This is a genomic window from Microbacterium sp. 10M-3C3 (assembly GCF_003931875.1).
GTDB lineage: Bacteria > Actinomycetota > Actinomycetes > Actinomycetales > Microbacteriaceae > Microbacterium.
In genome coordinates this window covers 116,409-133,926 of record NZ_CP034245.1, presented here as the reverse complement: position 1 = coordinate 133,926, position 17,518 = coordinate 116,409, and the positions used below count along the sequence as shown (strand labels likewise).

Below are 17,518 nucleotides of genomic sequence, written 5' to 3'. Positions count from 1 at the left end.
CCGGCGGATGCCGACGCTGCCGAGGGCCCGAGCCTAGGGGCGAGAGCTCGCCGCGGGATCGGTCAAACGGCCGAGGCGCTCGGTAGTCACCCTGGCCGCCAGGGCGGGGCCCGTGCAGTCGCTCGCGTCGTCGGGTGGCAGTCCGGTCACGCTGGATGCGCTGCAGCAGCGTGCGCCTACGGCCTCCGTGTATCTCGACCTCAACACGCTCGGGCGCGGTCCCGCGCTTCGGCCAGGGTCGCAACCGATTCTGCTAAATCTTGTCGAGATCGACGCCGAACTGGTCAGTGAATGAGATCCAGGACCGCTCGGGTTTGGGCTTCAGCGTCGATGCCGTGGTGCCTGTAGGTGTCGTCGAGGTCGGCGGATTGGCCGAATCCCGTCACGCCGAGGTGGCGAGTTCGCACGTCACGTATGCCGGACAGGAAGGCGAGGGTGTGGGGGTGACCGTCCAGAACGGTGACGAGTGGGCGGGCTCGGTCGGCGGGGAAGAGCTGGTCGATTATCCAGGCCGGTGAGTCGGCGAGGCCGTCGCGTGCTCGCATGGCCTCGAAGATGAGCCCGGGGCTGGTGAGGCACACGACGTCGACGTCGATCCCGAGCTCTGCGAGAGCGGCGGCGGCGTTGAGGGATTCCGGAACCATTGCGCCCATGGTGGCGATCGTGGCCGCTGGGTGCTCGGCTCGTCTGAGGATGTAGCCACCCGCGACGACGTGACGCCGTCGCCGTTCACGGCCGGCAGGATCTGCGGGCACCTGGGCGAGCGACTGGTCGACCGGTCGGGTCGAGAGCCGAAGGTAGGCGGATCTTCCGCTCTCGTGTCCGAGCTGCGCCATGGATGCGAGCAGCGCCCATTCGGCCTCGACGGCGAAGGCCGGCTCGTAGGCGATGCAGCCGGGCTGCTCGATGCCGATGGACGGGGTCTTGATCGATTGGTGCGCGCCCCCCTCCGGGGCGAGCGTGACACCCGACGGCGTGCCGACCAGGATGGAGCGCGCACCGGCATAGATGCCGAACGACCAGGGTTCGAGTGCGCGCTCGATGAAGGGGTCGTAGAGCACCCCGATGGGGAACAGCGGTGTCGACCATCTGCTCCAGGTAGCTCCGAGCTCGCCGAGCAGACCGACAAGGTTCACCTCGGCGATGCCCAGTTCGAGATGCTGTCCGGTCGGTTGCTCGCGCCAGTGGAGCAACGTCTCCCTGTCGTCAGCGAACCAGTCGGCGCGGGCACGGGGAGACCACACACCGACCTTGTTGACCCAGCCTGCGAGGTTCGTGCTCGAGCTCACATCGGGACTCACGGTGACAACGCGTCGCGAGACGTCGGGCGCCCCGCGTGAGAGATCCATCAGCGTTCGGCCCAGTGCAGCCTGGGTCGTCGCGATGCCCGACGGGGTGCGCCCGAAGTCCGTAGGCACCTGCGGGGTCTTCGCTGCGGCGGAGAGGGGTCGGCGCAATCGTTGCGTCGCTGCGTCGCACAGGGCTCGCTCCGCGGAGCCGACAGGAAATCGTCGCCAAGGATCGTCGGTCGATTCGCCCAGCTCGTCGGCGAATTGCGCATACTGAGTTCTCGTCAGCATCGAGGAGTGGTTCTGCGGGTGACCCTCCACCGGTAGGCCGCGGCCCTTGATGGTGTAAGCGAGGATGACCGTCGGCCTATCGTCATCGATGGCTTCGAACGCTGCCGCGATCGCGTCGAAGTCATGACCTCCCAGATCGCGGATCACGCGAATCAGTGCATCGTCGCCGAGCCGGGCGATGAGACGCGCGATCGCGCCCGCTTCCGGCCCATCACCCGGCAGTCTGTCACGCAGCTCTGCGACGTCGCAGCGGAGCAGCCGCTGATACTCGGCGTTCTGCATGGACACGATGCGTCGCTGGAGCGCGTCACCACCGGGTTCCGAGAAGAGGGTGTCGAGGTGCCGCCCGAACTTGACCGATAGCACTTGCCATCCCGCCGCGGCGAACATGCTCGCGAATCGTTCCGTGTCGTTGTGGGGCACGACCCGGTCAAGGGATTGCCGGTTGACGTCCACGATCCACACGAGCTCCCCGAGCGACGGGACCATGGGATCGAGGAGCGCCTCCCAGATCGCTCCTTCGTCCAGTTCGGCATCGCCGAGCAGACAGTACTGGCGGCCCTCGCCCGCGTCGGGTGTGAGGCCGCGGGCGTAGCGGCGGGCGAGCGCACCCCAGATGGTGGCGGTCGCCCCGATTCCGACCGAGCCCGTCGAATAGTCCACCGGGTCCGGATCCTTCGTACGGCTGGGGTAGCTCTGGAGTCCGCCGAGCTCCCGCAACGTCGTGAGATAGCGCTCATCGAGCATCCCCAGCAGGTAGTTCAGTGCGTGCAGGACGGGCGACGCATGCGGCTTCACCGAGACGCGGTCCTCAGCGCGGAGGCGCCGAAACCACAGGTCGGTCATAAGCGTGACCATCGACGCGCTGGATGCCTGGTGGCCGCCGACCTTGAGCCCCGTCGGGTTGGGGCGGACGTGGTTGGCGTGATGGACGATCGAGGTGGCCAGCCACAGGACTCGGCGCTCGATCGTGACGAGGTCGGAGGAAGCAGATCGATCGATCATGATTGCTTCATCAAGCGTGTCGGTCATGAGCCTGCCCCATTCCTTGGGCGCCCTCTGCCAGGTGCCCATTCGGTCACGATTCTGCTGAGAGTCGTTCTGGATGCGCAAACAGCAAGTCTTTGGTGATCGTTATGATCATCTGAACGGGCCACTTCGCGGAGCTGGAGGTCGGGATGATGACCAATACGGCGGACCGGATCGACCTCCTGATCCTGGGGGCACTTCAGGTCTCACCCGATTCGACGATCATGGCGATCGCCGAAAGCACCGGACTGTCCCGGAACACGATTCGTGCTCGGCTCAGGGCGTACGCCGGTAACGGGGCGCTCCGTCCGTTCGATTCGCGGGTGGACCCTGCGTTCCTGGGGTTTCCGTTGAGAGCAGTGATCCTCACAACGGTGCGTCAGCGCCGCCTCGACGACGTTGCGGAGAAGCTGGCGACGATACCGGAGGTGATCGCGGTCGACGGACTGTCAGGCGCTACCGACCTGCTCGTCCACGCCGTGGCACGAGATGCTGAGGATCTCTACGCGACGGCGGGAAGCATCCTCGCGATCGATGGTGTGAAGCGCACCGAGACCGGGCTGGTCATGCGCGAACTGGTCCCGCATCGCATTCTTCAACTCGCTCCCCGAGACGAGCGCTGACCGGATCAGAGCGGCAGTGGCCGGCCGTCGACCACGTTCTTCATGACCAGCGTCGATGTGAGTCTTTGAACGCCTGGCAGTGCCGAAAGCTTGTCGTCATAAAGGCGTTGGAAGGAGGGAAGGTCGGCGCACACGACATGCAAGAGATAGTCGGGGTCGCCGAAGAGGCGCTGGGCGACCACGACTTCCGGCACCGCGAAGATCGCCTCCTCGATCGCTGCGACGGCACGAGTATCCCCTTCTCGAAGGGTGACGAACACGATTGCCGAGAAGTGCAGCCCGAGCGCCGTGGGATCCAAGCGTGCGTGGTAGCCCGTGATGACCCCTGTTTCTTCCAGACTCCTGAGCCGGCGATGGCAGCGGGACACGCTGAGTCTCACGCGCTCAGCCAGCTCGGTCACAGTCAATCTGCCTTCCACCTGCAGTTGCGCAAGGATCTTGCGGTCGATGTCATCCACACAACTGATCCTTCCGCGATCGGGACCTCGAGGGCAATTATCGCAAAGAACTCCTGCGGCATATGGTTTATCGTCGAACATCATCACGAAGATCGAAGGTGGAATGAAGATCGCGCAGCGAGCTCTCGAGGCAGAACCCTTCCACGCCATGGCGTACGGGCAGCGTGCGAGCCTGCTCGAGGCGCAGGGTCACCGCGTCGTGAAGCTGTCGCTCGGCGAGCCAGACTTCGGTGCGCCGGACGCGGTGCGCGAAGCTATGCGAGAGGTGATGGACGGACGCCCGTTGCCCTACACCCCGGCCACTGGCCTTCCTGCCCTGCAGGAGGAGATCGCGCGGTTCTACGCACACCAGCACCAGGTGGCCGTCGATCCTGCGCGCATCGTGATTACTTCCGGCGCATCGGCTGCGCTCGTGCTCGCCGTCGCAGCGACGACCGATCCGGGTGACGAGGTGATCATCGCCGACCCTTCTTATCCCTGCAACCGCGAGCTCGTGAGATCCTTTGGCGGCATCGTCGTCTCCGTTCCGACGAGCCCTGGAAGCCGCTACCAGCTGGACACGTCCTCAATCGTGTCGGCATGGACAGACCGCACCAGAACGGTCATGATCGCCACCCCGTCCAACCCCACCGGCGCGTCGATCCCTTACGACGAGCTGTCCTCCATCTGCGAACTGGCCCGCGATCGCGGTGCGTGGCGGATTGTGGATGAGATCTATCTGGACCTGGCCGACCATGGCCCAGATGACGCGCCCGCCCAAACCGTTCTGGCTGTCGACCCGGACGCGATCGTCATCGGCAGCTTCTCGAAATACTTCGGCATGACCGGCTGGCGCCTCGGCTGGGTCGTGATCCCCGAGATGCTGGCAACGGCTGTCGAGCGACTCGCGGTGAACTACTTCCTGTGCGCATCCGCGCCGGCACAGCTTGCGGCGCTCGCTGCGTTCACGCCGGCGTCGCTGGCGGTTCTCGAGGAGCGCCGAATCGAACTCCTCGCGCGACGTCAGATCGTGCTCGACGGGCTCACGCGCATCGGGCTGCCCGTTCCGGTGGTCCCGGACGGGGCGTTCTACGTCTACTTCGACGTCAGCGGCACCGGTTTGGACTCGTGGACGTTCTGTGAACGGGCGCTCGACAGCGCGCACGTATCCCTGACCCCGGGCCGTGATTTCGGTGTTGCCACCGCAGACACGCATGTGCGGCTCTCGTACGCCGCGTCCCGCGAAGAGCTGCGTGAAGGACTCGACCGGCTCGGCGACTTTCTTGCGGCGCTTGCCCCACCCGCACCTGCCTAACGCGGCGGCTGAGTGACCACAGCTGTCGAGGCGCCGGAGGTCGTGTGCAGGTTGCCGCCGGATGCGGCTTGCAGTGCGGCATCGAGGCGGTCCAGCAGCTCAGCCGTCTCCGGTTCGGTGATCACCAGTGGCGGGCAGATCATGACGGCGTTGTTGAGGGGGGAGATCCCGGCCGGGTAGACGATGAGACCCTGGGCGAAGCACTCGTCGGTGAACGTGGTCGCGGCTGAATGCTGCGGAGCGGGAGGCCGCTTGGTCAGAGGGTCGACGAGGTCGAATCCCCAGAGCAGCCCGCGACCACGGATCTCGGCGATGTGGCGGTGTCGGGCCGCGAGAGACTGCAGACCCGCCTCGAGCTGGACGCCCCGCGCGCGAACGTTCTCCAAGACGCCATCGCGCTCGAGAACGTCGAGCACAGCAAGGCACGTGGCCGCGCCGAGCGGATTGGCGGAGAAGGTATGGCCGAAGGGTGCCACACCACCGCTCCGATGAACGGCGTCGACCAGGTGTGTGCGGAGGAGCACACCTGCGACGGGGGCGAATCCGCCGCTGATCCCTTTGCCGACGAGGAGAAGATCGGGAACGACTCCTTCGGTTGTGCAGGCGTACCACTCACCAGTGCGCCCTGCGCCGGTGATCACCTCGTCGGCGATGAGCAACACGTCCAACCGGTCGCAGACGCTCCGCAGCAACGTGAGGTAGCCGGGTGGAGGCACGAGCACGCCGCCGGCTGCGCCCACGATCGGTTCGACGATGACGGCCGCGACCGTCTCAGGGTCCTCCGCGAGGATCGCGGATTCGAGCTCTGCAGCAGCGCGGGCCGCATACTCTTGCTCTGCCTCGCCTTGGCGAGCGTACCGGGGAAACGACACGGGTGGGGTGATGGCGAACGGGTGAAGCAGTGGGCCGTAGTCGGGGCGTCTGGCGGAGTGGCCTGACAGCGACAGCGCACCCATCGTCATTCCGTGGTAGCTGATCTGCCCCCCAAGGATCTTGGCCTTGGCGGGGCGACCCAGGCTCCGCCAATGCCCGACTGCGGCACGGATCGCGAACTCTGTCGCTTCCGAGCCGCTGTTGACGAAGAACGCGTAGTCGAGATCGCCCGGAGCGATCTGTGTGAGCCGCCGTGCCAGCTCTTCCGCCGGCTCGTTCGTGAACTGCGTCCGATACGCGAAGGCGATCTGCCGAGCCTGAGCGGCGATCGCGTCGGCCACGTCGGTCGACCCATGGCCGATGCTCGCAGTCATCGCACCGCTTGAGCCATCGAGGTATCGCTTTCCAGTGCTGTCGTAAAGGTAGACGCCCTTGCCGTGTGTTACGATCGGATAGGCGCGATCAGCGTTCTGCTTGAGCAGCGCGCTTGAGCCTGCAGGAGCGTTCATCGACCCGGTCGTCATCCTTCCGGCATGCCGATCGTGCCCGGCACTCGCAGGGTGAGGGGAGCCATGAGTTCACCAGAGGGATAGGTGCTGCCGAACAGATCCGATCCTTCAGGCGCCAGTGACACCGCGCAGTTGAGCCACATCATCACATCGCCGTCGCGGATGAGTGGGGGAAGCTCGATCGTCGCAATCGACTCCTCGTCACGGTCGTACCGGGTGGACAGTTCCGCGACCCCCTCACGCAGCCGAATGCGTGGCTGCGCAATCGAGACCGACAGCAACCCGCGGTGCGCGGTGAAGCGCAACTCACCACGAAAATCCATGGCGAGTTCCGAGGCGGAGGTCTCGAAAGAGGCCAGGGGGAAGTAGAACTCACCCGTGCTGGTCACCGCGACCCCTCCACGCCACCGAATTGCACCGTCGGACATCGACCGGATGTACTGGAGAAACGAGTCCTTGACGCTCCAGGCGAATCCGAGATCGGCACGTCCACTGAATGCTGAGGCGTCCACGTCGCTTTCCTCGACTCTCACTCGACCGTGTGCGGGTGGGAAGCTCATCACATCCCACCCGCACACTGACTTATGCTGCCAGCACGGCTTCCACGGTCGAACTGGTGATCCCATGTGCGTGACCGACCGGTTCATTGGTGAGCGCGCCGGCATGTGCGTTCAGGCCCTTCGCCAGCGCTGCGTCGCTGCGGAGAGCAGCTTGCCATCCCTTCTCGGCAATGGCGAGCGCGTAGGGCAGCGTCGCATTGGTGAGGGAGATCGTCGAGGTGCGGGGCACGGCGCCCGGCATGTTCGCGACGCAGTAGTAGATCGCATTGTGCACGGGGAAGGTCGGATCGTCATGGGTAGTCGGGTGCGAGCCCTCGAAGCATCCGCCTTGGTCGATCGCGATGTCGACGAGCACCGATCCCGGGCGCATCCGCGCGACCATCTCATCCGTGACGAGCTTGGGGGCCGCCGCGCCTGGGATAAGCACGGAGCCGATGACGAGGTCGGCGTCCAGCAGGGTCTCGGCAATGGTGTACGGGTTTGATCGCAGCGTCGCTACCCGCCCGTCGAATCGCGCTTCCAGGGTCCGCAGCCGCGGCAGGTTGACATCCAGGATCGTTACCTCGGCACCGAGTCCGAACGCCATCGTCGCTGCGTGCTCACCGGCGACGCCGCCTCCGATCACCACGACCCGGCCCTTGGGGGCGCCGGGAACCCCGCCGAGCAGTAGACCTCGCCCGCCCGCAGTCTTCATCAACTGGTTCGCGCCGACCTGTGCCGACAGTCTCCCCGCGACCTCCGACATGGGCGACAGCAGCGGGAGGCTTCGGTCGGCAAGCTGGACCGTCTCGTACGCGATCGCTGTTGTCCGCCTTGCCAGCAACGCCTCGGTCAGCGGTGCGTCGGCTGCCAGATGCAGGAAGGTGAACAGCACCTGGTCTTCACGCATCAGCGGGTATTCGCTGCGGATCGGCTCCTTGACCTTCAGGATCAGGTCCGCGTCTGCCCACACTGTCTCGGCATCCGGGAGGATGAACGCCCCCGCGGTCGCGTACTCGTCGTCGGTGAACGCGCTCCCTAGGCCTGCACCGGCCTGAACGACCACTCGATGCCCGTGCGCGCTGAGTTCCGCGACTCCTGCGGGAGTGGCTGCGACGCGGCTCTCGTTGTTCTTCACCTCGGTCGGAACCCCGATGATCATGTATGTTTCCTGCTTCCTTATCAGCCCGGGGCAGCGGTGGTCGCCCCCGGAAGTCTCGTCAGATCGGATGGGCGGCCGAGTCGACACCCACGATGCGGCGACCCTGCGAGAAGGCCACCCCGTGCTCGGGGCCGTGACCGCCCACTCCGGTCGTCCCCCAGAACGTCTGCGCGGAGCCATCGGCCAGATCGGCCATGTGAGTGCCGTTGATGCGGATCTCGCCTGCCCGGATGCGGGAACCGACCTGCACAGCGTTGCTCTCGTCGCGTCCGAAGACGTAACCGTCAAGTCCGACGCCTGGTTGGTTGGCCGCGACGATCGCTGTGTCGACTGAGTCGACGCCATGTACTGTGAGCGCTGGGCCGAACATCTCATCGACCGCTTCTGAGGCGTCAAGACCGGTCACGATCGCCGGTGAGAAGAACCAGCCGTCGAGCGCTGGCAGAGTCGCTTCTCTGTGGATTTGAGCGCCGGCTGCCGCGTAATTCGCCAGTTGTGATTCCAGACGTGTGCGGTGTCTCTCGTATGCGAGCGGACCCAGCTGTGTTGTCTCTTCCAGGCAGTGACCGAGACGGAGACGCACGATCTCCGCGCGGAGCGCGTCAACGAGGTCATCGTGCTGCTGCTGCATGACGAGGACCTTCCCGGGCGCTTCGCACCATTGCCCGTTCAATCGGGTCACTCCCGCGAGCAACTCGCGGGCAGTGTGCCGCAGATCCGCATCGGGCAGAACGATCACCGGATTGTTGGATCCCAGTTCGAGTTGGATGACTGCCAGTGTCTCTGCGGCGGCATGAGCGACAGCGCGTCCAGCTGTCAGCCCACCAGTGAAGGTGATGGCACCAATGCGATGATCTTGTGTCAAAGCCGCCCCCACCACCGCCCCGCCGTGGACGAGCTGCGCGGTGGCAGGCGGGAATCCCGCATCTTCGAGCACCGCCTGCAGCAGCTCGAATGCGAGCTGCGGGCCGGACGGCGCCCATTCGGACGGTTTGAGGATGACGGGCGAGGCCGCGCCGATAGCGGCGGCAACCTTTGCGACGGCCACGAATGTCGGAGCGTTCCACGGCGCGAGCACCAGTGTCGGGCCGAGGGGTCGGTTCAGCAGGCGCACGATCCGGCCCCCCGCCTCCAGGGTGCTGTCTTGCCCCAGACCAACCGAGTGTTGCGCAAGCGAGCGCACGCGGTCCCCCAGGAACGATGACACTGTGCGTGTGGACTGCAGCGGGTTACCCGTCGAGATCGCATCCTGTTGCGCGATCTGTTCAGCGTGTGCATCGAGTTGATCGGCCCATACGCTGAGCACGGAAGCACGCCGCCCGGCTCCCATGCCGTCGAGGCCGTCGGAAGTGTAGAGATCGTTGGCGGCACGGATCACGTCGTCGACATCTGCGAGAGATGCCGCTAGCTGCGGCGCCCGGACAGCGCCGGTATTCGGATCGCACAGCACCCCCAGCCGTTCACGGGGTATGCGCCAGGCTCCGTCGATGAAGGAACGCTGCGCGACAACCTGAACGTCGATCATGCGGCTATCCCTTCGGCGAAGCTGACGACAGTGCGGATGGAAGACGGTCCGCGCATCGCAGCAAATCCCTCGTTGATTCGTTCCAGGTCGATGACGCTGGTGACCATGGCGTCCAGATCGAACGAGCCGCGCCGACAGTGCTCGAGCAGCGGGCCGAGGTCGGCGAGAAAGCGGTTCGACCCCATGTAAGCGCCCTGAATGCGTCGATCACCCTCGATCAGGGCGACGGCATCGAGACCGATGCGGGATCCAGGCGGCATCAGTCCTAGCACCGTCGCGACACCACCGGGAGCAAGAAGAGAGAACGCCAGTTCCGCCGTCTCCGGCCGACCCACCGCCTCGAAGCTGCGGGTAACCCCGCCGGGGACGATGGAGAGCACTGCGTCACGTGCGTTGTCCACGGTGGGGTTCAACACATCCGATGCCCCGAGAACACGGGCCAGTTCGAGTTTGCCCGGCGACACGTCCAGAGCGATGATCCGGCTGGCGCCGCTGATTCGTGCGCCCTGAATGATCGCCATCCCCACCCCGCCGCAGCCGATGACGGCGACCGTGTCGGCGGGACTGACAGCAGCGCCGTGCATGACGGCACCGACCCCGGTGCTGATGCAGCAACCCAGCAGGCATGCGCCGATCGGATCGAGATCGCCTACCACCGCCAGCGCCGATTCGGGGACGACGACCGCCTCTGCGAATGCGCCGATAGCACCAAGCGATGTCACGGCGTTCCCGGCGGTGTCGGTGAGAAGCGGCTCGGAGCGCTTCCGCAACTCGGACACTCGTTCGCACCGCGTCGCATAGCCGCTGACGCAGGACGCGCATTGACCGCAACTAGGGGTGATCGTCACCACCACGCGGTCACCGGCTTTCACCCGTCGCACTCCATCGCCGACAGACTCGACGACTCCCGCCACTTCATGACCGAGCACAGCCGGGGTCGGAATATCTAAGACGCCGGTCAGGTAGTGCAGATCGCTGTGACACAGGCCGGCAGCAGCGGTGCGCACCAGCACCTCACCCGTTCTGGGTTCATCGAGAAGCAACGTCTCGATCCGCAACGACTGACCGGCGGCTGTGAGCACCGCGGCGCAGACAGGGATGCGTGGCATGGTGTCCTCTTCGACGTGACGGGCGATCACCGGAATGATTCCCGGCCGCCACCCGTGCGGAGCGTGCAGGATGCACCCTGTTGCTCGCCCGACTGTGCGTGGGCCACATGCGGTCGCGGCCGCACATTGATTGACTCGGGAACGAGACGCCGACAGGGAGACGAGGCTTAGGCCATGCCGGATCCAGCACACCACAAACCACGTGCACGTGTGACCGCCATCCAGCCGGACCCCCGAGGAGATCTAGACCGATTCGCCGCCATGTTGCACGCGGAGAGCGTCGAGTTGACCGTCATCCGCCCTTTCGATGGCGATCCCGTCCCACCAACGATCGACGGAGACGGACTGATCGTGCTCGGCGGCGGCATGGGGGTGCATGACGTTGACGCGTACCCGTTCCTCTCGGATATCAAGTCGCTCCTGCGGCGCACAGTTGCGGACACCACGCCCACGCTGGGAATCTGTCTCGGCGCCCAGCTGCTCGCCGACGCGCTGGGAGGAGAAGTGCGTCCGGGTGATGCCGGGCTCGAGAGCGGGATGGTGACGATCCACTGGGCGGCCGCAGCAGCCGACGACCCGCTGGTCCATGAACTCCGCGACCCTTTCTCGATGCCGGCGATGCATTTCGACGGCATCGTCCGGCTCCCCGATGAAGCCGTTCTCCTCGGCACCGGCAACGCTTACCCTCATCAGATGTTCCGGGTGGGCTCGGCTGCGTGGGGTGTGCAGTTCCACCCCGAGATCACACCGGCTCGATTCCGCTCTTGGCGCGACGGCGCCCCAGAAGGAGCACGGGACTTGTACGACGCCCACAGTGACGTCTTCGAGCGAAATGACGATCAGGTGCTGGCCGGCTCACAGCAGCTAGCCCGCAGGTTCGCCCATATCGTCCGGGCTAGCTGACACCGTCCGGTCGGCGCGACGATCCGCAGCAGCGCCGAGTGCCTGCAAGTGCACCCGATACATGCGCGCACGCAGACGCATGGGCGTGATGCACATGCAGAGCGGGGATGATGGTCACCGCTCACACAGTCGGCGTCGCGTCCGGTCGCTAGTTTCCGGACATCCCGAACGTGAGTCGACGATGCTCCGTTGCCGGCTTCCTCGGGGTGACCGAACAGAAAACACCCGGTTCACTGACTGAGAGGCACACCCGAATGGCGACGAATACCACCCCATCATCGGGAACACGGGAGGGCTCGACCGACCTCCTCAAAGGTTCCATCCGCTTCCTGACGATCGTACTCATGGTCACGGCAGCAGCGGCGCCGCTGGTCGTCGTCTCCACGTACATCCCCATCTCATACGGATTCGGATCAGGGTTTGCAACATCCCTGACCTATGTGGCCGCAACCCTGATCCTGCTGGTCTTCTCCGTCGGCTTCGCGCAGATGGCCAAGCGCATCACCGCGGCAGGCGCGTTCTACAACTTCACCGCTCAAGGATTGGGCAAGCCCGTCGGTCTCGGCGCCGGCTGGACGGTCATGGCCGCGTACAGCATGATCGTCCCGGCGATCAGTGGAGGATTCGGGTACTTCACCGCACTCATGCTGCAGAACTACCTGGGATGGAGTATCCCCTGGTGGGTGTGCAGCATCGCCGGAGTCGCCATCATGTGGCTGATCTCCTACTTCAAGGTCACCGTCGCCGGACGAGTTCTCGGGATCGCTCTCACGCTGGAGATTCTGGTCGTATTCGTCGTAGCCACCTCGATCGTCGTCCAGGGAGGTGCGCAGGGCCAGATGCCGCAGGTGTTCAACCCGGTCGGATTCCTCGCCGCCCCCGCGATCGGCATCGGCTTCTTCTTCGCCTTCTGGTCATGGATCGGCTTCGAGACGACCGCGATCTACGGTGAAGAGACCACCGACCCGAAGAAGGCCGTGCCGCGCGCCACCTACATCGCTGTGATCACACTCGGTGTGTTCTACAGCTATGTCGCTTACGCGGGGATCGTCGGTTTCGGCGACGACACCGTCACGCAAGCGCAAAACCTCGTCGGCGACTACTTCTTCGCCCTCACCGACATGTACACCTGGCACTTCATGCGCGTGCTCCTGGACTTCCTCGTCATCACCAGCTTCTTCGCATGCGCATTCGCGTTCCACAACAACGCCTCCCGGTACTTGTTCTCCATGGGGCGCGACCACATCCTCCCCCGCAGCCTCGGTCGCACCCACCCCACCCATAAATCCCCGTACGTTGCGAACGGCGTGCAGGCGCTGGTGGCGATCGTGGTGATCTCCCTGTTCGCGCTCGCAGGCGCCGATCCGCTGCTGCAACTCGGCAGCTGGTTGCCGATCTTCTGCACCGCAGGCGTGGTGTTCGTGCAGTTCCTCGTCTCGCTGGCGGTGATCGCCTACTTCAACCGGGTGGGACGCTCCGGTGCGGGCGAGCTGTGGAAGACGCTCGTCGCACCGCTGGTGGGTGCGCTGGCGCAAGCGGTCGTGCTGATCCTGCTGATCGTCTACATCCCATTCCTGGCCGGCGACAGCGTGCTCGTGGTCAATCTGATCCCGATCTATGTGCTCGCCATCGCCGCCGGCGGCACCGGTTACGCGTTCTACTTGCGCAAGCGGCGCCCCGAACGATACGCCAGGATCGGCACGATCTACGACGAAGAAGAACTCCCGGATGCGCTAGCCGTCCCGCTGGAAGGGGGCGGAACCGACACCCGTAGCTGAGAGCAGAATCCAGGAGGGGTGCCTGTAACGGAGCGTTAGCTCCCGGGCACCCCTTCCCGTTTCGGCGACCAGATCACATCACCGTGGCGCAGTGCACGCAGTACCGACCAACCATATGCATCCTGCACACAGGTCGGCCGCGGCGGACAGCATAGCCTCGCTGAACGCCACACCATCAGGAGCAATGACGCTGACAGAAAGGTCCGCATCCAATGAACAATGAGGTTCCCATCGAAGACCCGCACCAGTTCGTCGACGAGTTCATCAAGGAACACGACATCAAGGTCTTCAAGATTGGCGGAGCCGACATCGATGGGCTGTGGCGGGGCAAGCGCATCTCAGCGCGCTACTTCAGCGACGCCGCCCACGCGGCCGGAACCAACATCTGCAACATTCTTTTCGGGTGGGATCTGCAGGACGAACTGATCCCCGATCTCACCTACACCGGATGGCACACCGGATACCCGGACGTGAACCTGCGGCCGGATCTGAGCACTCTCCGGGTCGCTGCGGGAGAGCCGGGAGTAGCCACGGTTCTCTGCGACATGTATGAGCCCGACGGCACTCCGTTGGAGATGTCTCCTCGCGGCGTGCTGCGACGAGTGATCGAGCGTGCCGAACGACTCGGTTATCAGCCGATCGCGGCCTACGAGTTCGAGTTCTACCTCTTCGAAGGCAGCCCGCGCGAGCTCGCCCGCCGCCACTGGCGCGACCTCGAGCCGATCAACGCCGGCAACCACACCTACAGCGTGTATCGCGACAGCGGCACCGACCATGTGATCGGTCTCATCCGTGACCGCCTTGTCGAACTCGGCGTATTCATCGAGACGAGCAACAGCGAGCACGGAGCCGGGCAGTTCGAGGTCAATATCCACTACTCGGACGCGATGACGGCAGCCGACAGCGCCCTGCTCCTCAAGCACACCGTCAAGGAGATCGCCGCCCAGCACGGGCTGACCGCGTCGTTCATGGCGAAGATCAACGCAGACCAGGCCGGCTCGTCCGGTCACGTGCACCAGAGCCTGCGCAGCACCTCAGACGGCTCCGCCCTGTTCTCGAACTCCGCAACAGAACTGAGCGAACTGGGCATGTCGTACCTCGCCGGGCTGGTTGCAGGAGCACGCGAACTGACCGCGCTGTATCTGCCCACCGTCAACTCGTACAAGCGCGTGGAAGGCGGCCAGTGGGCGGGCTCCAGCTCCACCTGGGGCCTGGACAACCGCACCGTCGCGATCCGCAGCATCCCCTCCACCGGCCCAGGCGCGCGAGTGGAGAACCGCATCCCCGGTGCCGACGCGAATCCGTACCTGGCGATCGCCGCCAACATCGCCTCTGGGCTCTACGGCATCGAGCAGCAGCTGAGCGCACCGCCAGCGGTCGTCGGCAACGCCTACGAGAAGGACACCGACGCCTCGCTGCGGCTGCCCAACACCCTCCAGTCAGCAATCTAATCGCAGCCACACCAGCAGACAAGGACACCGCTATGAGCAACCGATTCGAAGGACGCTTCGCCGCCGTCACCGGAGCCGCCTCAGGCAACGGTCGAGCGATCGCCGAGAAGCTTCTCGCGGACGGCGCTACCCTCGCCGCCATCGACCTGAATCCGGACGCGTTGGAAAGCGTCTTCGGAGACAGGCCCGAGATACTCCAGGTCCAGGCCGACGTCGCCGACCAGCAATCCGTGAAGGCGGGGTTCGAGCAGATCGCCGACGCATTCGGACGACTCGACATCCTGGTCAACAACGCCGGCATCGTGAAATTCGGAACCTTCGAGGAGTTGTCGCAGGCTGAGTGGGACCAGGTGTTCGCGGTTAATTCGACCGGACCGTTCCTCGTCTCGCAGGCGGCTTACCCCCTCCTGCGAGCAGGCGACGCGGATCACACCCGCGCTATCGTCAACATCACCTCCGTCGAAGCCCACATCGTGATCTCCAGCAGCGGGCATCCGCAGATCCACTACAACGCGTCCAAGGGTGCCCTGCTGCAGCTGACCCGCGCTCTCGCGGTCGAAGCAGCCGCTGCCGGCATCCGCGTGAACGCCGTCGCACCAGGATTCATCGAGACCCCGTTCACGGCAGAAGCGCTGGCCAAGGACGAGGTCCGCGACTGGTTGCTCGAGCGGACGCCGCTGGGACGAATCGGCAAGCCGGAGGACGTTGCGAACGGAGTCGCCTTCCTCGCCTCCGACGAAGCCAGCTGGATCACCGGATCCACGCTCTTCGTCGACGGTGGATGGACCGTGTACTGATGCCGACACCATTGATCGCCGTCAGCGCCGAACGGCTGCCCCGCGACTCAGCGTTCGGCGTCCGCGACTCCACGCTGCAAGTTCTGGAGTACGCGGAGGCCGTCGTCTCCGCAGGTGGAAGGCCCGCGATCCTTCCCGCCACCGAGACCATTCCCGGTGATCTGCTGGACGGCTTCTCGGGACTGCTGCTAACCGGTGGAGGGGACCTGTCTCCCGAGATGTACGGTCAGGAACCAGACGACAGGGTGTACGGCATCAGCCCGATCCGAGACCGGTTCGAAACCGCTCTGGTGCACGAAGCGCAGCGGCGGGGATTGCCGGTACTGGCGATCTGCCGCGGTCTGCAGCTGATCAACGTACTCCGCGGCGGCACCCTGATCCAGCACGTCGACGGGCACTGGCAGACCAGACCGTCGAACGAATTCGACCATGAGATCACCGTCGTCCCCGAGTCACGGCTCGCTGCGACGATCGGTGGCACAGCCATGGGCGTCAACAGCTACCACCACCAGTCGATCGACAAGCTGGGGGCGGACCTGAACGTCGTGGCCTGGGCCGGGCCTGTCATCGAAGCCTTCGAAGATCCCGTACACGATCTGATCGCCGTGCAATGGCATCCCGAGCATCTGTTCCGCAACTCACCCCACAATCACGCACTCTTCGAGGATCTCGTCCGAAGAGCCAGCGCACACAAGGAAGGGAAACCCGTTCATGTCGGAACGTGACGAGGTCGTGGACTTCGACTTTCACGGCAAAGCGCTAGACACCATCTTCGACGACTACCAGGTCATGCTGGAGTCCAAGCCAGTCGGCCACAGCTCCCGATACGGCGGCTTCTGGTACATCGCCAAGAGCGACGACATCTTCGACGCCGAACAGGATCCAGACACCTGGTCCGTGGGGCCGTCCATGCTGTTGCCCTCCTTCGGAACGGACATGCCGCTCATCCCGATCGACATCGACCCGCCCACCCATGCCGGATTCCGCAAGATCCTGTTGCCGATGTTCACCCCGATGGCGATCAACAAGCTCGAGCCCGGGATGCACACCACCGCGCAGGAACTGGCGCGCGAGGTGAACGAGGCGTTCGCCAGCAATGACGTCGTCGACGCGGCGGCGCTGTTCGCCAGACCCTACCCGACGATCATCTTCAGCCGCCTTGCCGGATACCCCGAGGAAGACTGGCCGATGTTCGACCAGTGGGTGGACGACATCATCTATCAGCGGACGAAGTATCCGGAGACCGCCCACCGCGCCGGCGACGACCTGGTCGAATACGTGAAGCGGCTGATCGCCGACGGCCGGGCCGGTATCAACAAGGGCGGCATCATGGGCGATCTGCTCACCGCCACCGTCGACGGGAGACCGCTCACCGACGACGAGCTCATCTCCTACGGGTTCCTGCTTTTCTTGGCCGGGCTGGACACCACCGCGTGGGCGATCCGTTCCTCGCTGTGGTATCTCGCCGGTAACAAGGAAGCGCAATCACTGCTCCGCAATGACCCGGAACGCATCCCCGACGCCGCCGAGGAGATCCTGCGTACCCTGTCACCGGTGCAGGCAATGGCCCGCACCGCCAAGAAGGACACCGTCGTGCGTGGCGAGCAGATCAAAGCCGGCGAACGCGTCGTCCTCGTCTTCGGGGCCGGAAACCGTGACCCCGAGGTATACGAGAACCCACACGAGATCGACATCACCCGGGAAAACAACCGGCACCTCGCGTTCGGCGGCGGCATCCACCGCTGCCTCGGCTCCAACCTGGGGCGCAAAGAGCTCGTGATCTCGCTCGAGCACTTCCTGCAGACCATCCCGGAATTCGAACTCGCCGCCGACGAGCCTTGGCACGGAGTGGGCCCGTTGCGGCTTCGACTGACAGGAGCACAGTGAC

Annotated in this window: 16 protein-coding genes; 9 read left to right on the top strand and 7 right to left on the bottom strand. The window is 65.0% G+C overall.

Annotated elements, in window-relative coordinates:
• The first annotated feature begins 112 nt into the window (after window positions 1–112).
• A complete protein-coding gene (locus EI169_RS00625; protein ID WP_125130035.1) occupies window positions 113–295 on the top strand; it encodes a hypothetical protein in 183 nt (60 codons plus the stop codon).
• Here the strand turns inward: EI169_RS00625 and EI169_RS00620 are convergent.
• The gene (locus tag EI169_RS00620) at window positions 285–2,612 is read right to left on the bottom strand and encodes a pyruvate dehydrogenase (RefSeq protein WP_205783850.1); all 2,328 of its coding nucleotides are present in this window, start codon (window positions 2,610–2,612) and stop codon (window positions 285–287) included. The genes EI169_RS00625 and EI169_RS00620 overlap by 11 nt on opposite strands.
• Window positions 2,613–2,758: 146 nt before the next feature.
• Here EI169_RS00620 and EI169_RS00615 point away from each other — a divergent pair, with 146 nt between their 5' ends.
• A complete protein-coding gene (locus tag EI169_RS00615) occupies window positions 2,759–3,232 on the top strand; it encodes an Lrp/AsnC family transcriptional regulator (RefSeq protein ID WP_125130033.1) in 474 nt (157 codons plus the stop codon).
• A gap of 5 nt (window positions 3,233–3,237) precedes the next feature.
• On the opposite strand, the gene EI169_RS00610 is transcribed toward EI169_RS00615, so the two are convergent.
• Window positions 3,238–3,690 carry an Lrp/AsnC family transcriptional regulator gene (locus EI169_RS00610; RefSeq protein ID WP_125130031.1) on the bottom strand — a complete coding sequence of 151 codons (453 nt, stop codon included), beginning with the start codon at window positions 3,688–3,690 and terminating at the stop codon, window positions 3,238–3,240.
• A 103-nt stretch (window positions 3,691–3,793) separates the two neighbouring features.
• Here EI169_RS00610 and EI169_RS00605 point away from each other — a divergent pair, with 103 nt between their 5' ends.
• Entirely contained in the window at window positions 3,794–4,984 is a 1,191-nt protein-coding gene (locus EI169_RS00605; RefSeq protein WP_125130029.1) for an aminotransferase class I/II-fold pyridoxal phosphate-dependent enzyme, read from the top strand.
• On the opposite strand, the gene EI169_RS00600 is transcribed toward EI169_RS00605, so the two are convergent.
• The 5 genes from EI169_RS00600 to EI169_RS00580 all read right to left on the bottom strand — a co-directional run bounded on the left by EI169_RS00600 (window position 4,981) and on the right by EI169_RS00580 (window position 10,731).
• The gene (locus tag EI169_RS00600) at window positions 4,981–6,366 is read right to left on the bottom strand and encodes an aminotransferase class III-fold pyridoxal phosphate-dependent enzyme (RefSeq protein WP_125130027.1); all 1,386 of its coding nucleotides are present in this window, start codon (window positions 6,364–6,366) and stop codon (window positions 4,981–4,983) included. The genes EI169_RS00605 and EI169_RS00600 overlap by 4 nt on opposite strands.
• Window positions 6,367–6,377: 11 nt before the next feature.
• Complete coding sequence (locus EI169_RS00595; protein ID WP_164515393.1) at window positions 6,378–6,878, bottom strand: HtaA domain-containing protein; 501 nt, start codon at window positions 6,876–6,878, stop codon at window positions 6,378–6,380.
• Window positions 6,879–6,948: 70 nt separating this feature from the next.
• A complete protein-coding gene (gene ald, locus EI169_RS00590; RefSeq protein ID WP_125130023.1) occupies window positions 6,949–8,067 on the bottom strand; it encodes an alanine dehydrogenase in 1,119 nt (372 codons plus the stop codon).
• A gap of 58 nt (window positions 8,068–8,125) precedes the next feature.
• Window positions 8,126–9,592: an aldehyde dehydrogenase gene (locus EI169_RS00585; protein ID WP_125130021.1), complete on the bottom strand. Its 1,467-nt coding sequence runs from the start codon at window positions 9,590–9,592 to the stop codon at window positions 8,126–8,128.
• Window positions 9,589–10,731 carry an alcohol dehydrogenase catalytic domain-containing protein gene (locus EI169_RS00580; protein ID WP_240640515.1) on the bottom strand — a complete coding sequence of 381 codons (1,143 nt, stop codon included), beginning with the start codon at window positions 10,729–10,731 and terminating at the stop codon, window positions 9,589–9,591. Before EI169_RS00580 ends, EI169_RS00585 begins: the two co-directional genes overlap by 4 nt.
• A 180-nt stretch (window positions 10,732–10,911) precedes the next feature.
• Here EI169_RS00580 and EI169_RS00575 point away from each other — a divergent pair, with 180 nt between their 5' ends.
• The 6 genes from EI169_RS00575 (at window position 10,912) to EI169_RS00550 (ending at window position 17,517) form a co-directional block, all read left to right on the top strand.
• Entirely contained in the window at window positions 10,912–11,604 is a 693-nt protein-coding gene (locus EI169_RS00575) for a type 1 glutamine amidotransferase (protein ID WP_164515392.1), read from the top strand.
• 254 nt (window positions 11,605–11,858) lie between these two features.
• Entirely contained in the window at window positions 11,859–13,382 is a 1,524-nt protein-coding gene (locus tag EI169_RS00570) for an APC family permease (protein WP_125130017.1), read from the top strand.
• 212 nt (window positions 13,383–13,594) lie between these two features.
• Complete coding sequence (locus EI169_RS00565) at window positions 13,595–14,833, top strand: glutamine synthetase family protein (protein ID WP_125130015.1); 1,239 nt, start codon at window positions 13,595–13,597, stop codon at window positions 14,831–14,833.
• A 32-nt stretch (window positions 14,834–14,865) separates the two neighbouring features.
• On the top strand, window positions 14,866–15,630 hold the full coding sequence (locus tag EI169_RS00560) for an SDR family oxidoreductase (RefSeq protein WP_125130013.1): 765 nt from the start codon (window positions 14,866–14,868) through the stop codon (window positions 15,628–15,630).
• Window positions 15,615–16,355, top strand: a complete 741-nt coding sequence (locus EI169_RS00555; RefSeq protein ID WP_240640514.1) for a gamma-glutamyl-gamma-aminobutyrate hydrolase family protein — start codon at window positions 15,615–15,617, stop codon at window positions 16,353–16,355. Before EI169_RS00560 ends, EI169_RS00555 begins: the two co-directional genes overlap by 16 nt.
• Window positions 16,342–17,517, top strand: coding sequence for a cytochrome P450 (locus EI169_RS00550; protein ID WP_125130011.1), 1,176 nt, complete (start codon window positions 16,342–16,344; stop codon window positions 17,515–17,517). Before EI169_RS00555 ends, EI169_RS00550 begins: the two co-directional genes overlap by 14 nt.
• Window position 17,518 lies beyond the last annotated feature (1 nt).

What these genes read in the sequence shown, in the direction of transcription:
- EI169_RS00585 (WP_125130021.1), bottom strand. Translation starts at nt 9,592, where the DNA reads ATGATCGACGTTCAGGTTGTCGCGCAGCGTTCCTTCATCGACGGAGCC.
- EI169_RS00555 (WP_240640514.1), top strand. Translation starts at nt 15,615, where the DNA reads ATGGACCGTGTACTGATGCCGACACCATTGATCGCCGTCAGCGCCGAA.
- ald (WP_125130023.1), bottom strand. Translation starts at nt 8,067, where the DNA reads ATGATCATCGGGGTTCCGACCGAGGTGAAGAACAACGAGAGCCGCGTC.
- EI169_RS00615 (WP_125130033.1), top strand. Translation starts at nt 2,759, where the DNA reads ATGATGACCAATACGGCGGACCGGATCGACCTCCTGATCCTGGGGGCA.
- EI169_RS00620 (WP_205783850.1), bottom strand. Translation starts at nt 2,612, where the DNA reads ATGACCGACACGCTTGATGAAGCAATCATGATCGATCGATCTGCTTCC.
- EI169_RS00570 (WP_125130017.1), top strand. Translation starts at nt 11,859, where the DNA reads ATGGCGACGAATACCACCCCATCATCGGGAACACGGGAGGGCTCGACC.
- EI169_RS00550 (WP_125130011.1), top strand. Translation starts at nt 16,342, where the DNA reads ATGTCGGAACGTGACGAGGTCGTGGACTTCGACTTTCACGGCAAAGCG.
- EI169_RS00565 (WP_125130015.1), top strand. Translation starts at nt 13,595, where the DNA reads ATGAACAATGAGGTTCCCATCGAAGACCCGCACCAGTTCGTCGACGAG.
- EI169_RS00605 (WP_125130029.1), top strand. Translation starts at nt 3,794, where the DNA reads ATGAAGATCGCGCAGCGAGCTCTCGAGGCAGAACCCTTCCACGCCATG.
- EI169_RS00600 (WP_125130027.1), bottom strand. Translation starts at nt 6,366, where the DNA reads ATGAACGCTCCTGCAGGCTCAAGCGCGCTGCTCAAGCAGAACGCTGAT.
- EI169_RS00560 (WP_125130013.1), top strand. Translation starts at nt 14,866, where the DNA reads ATGAGCAACCGATTCGAAGGACGCTTCGCCGCCGTCACCGGAGCCGCC.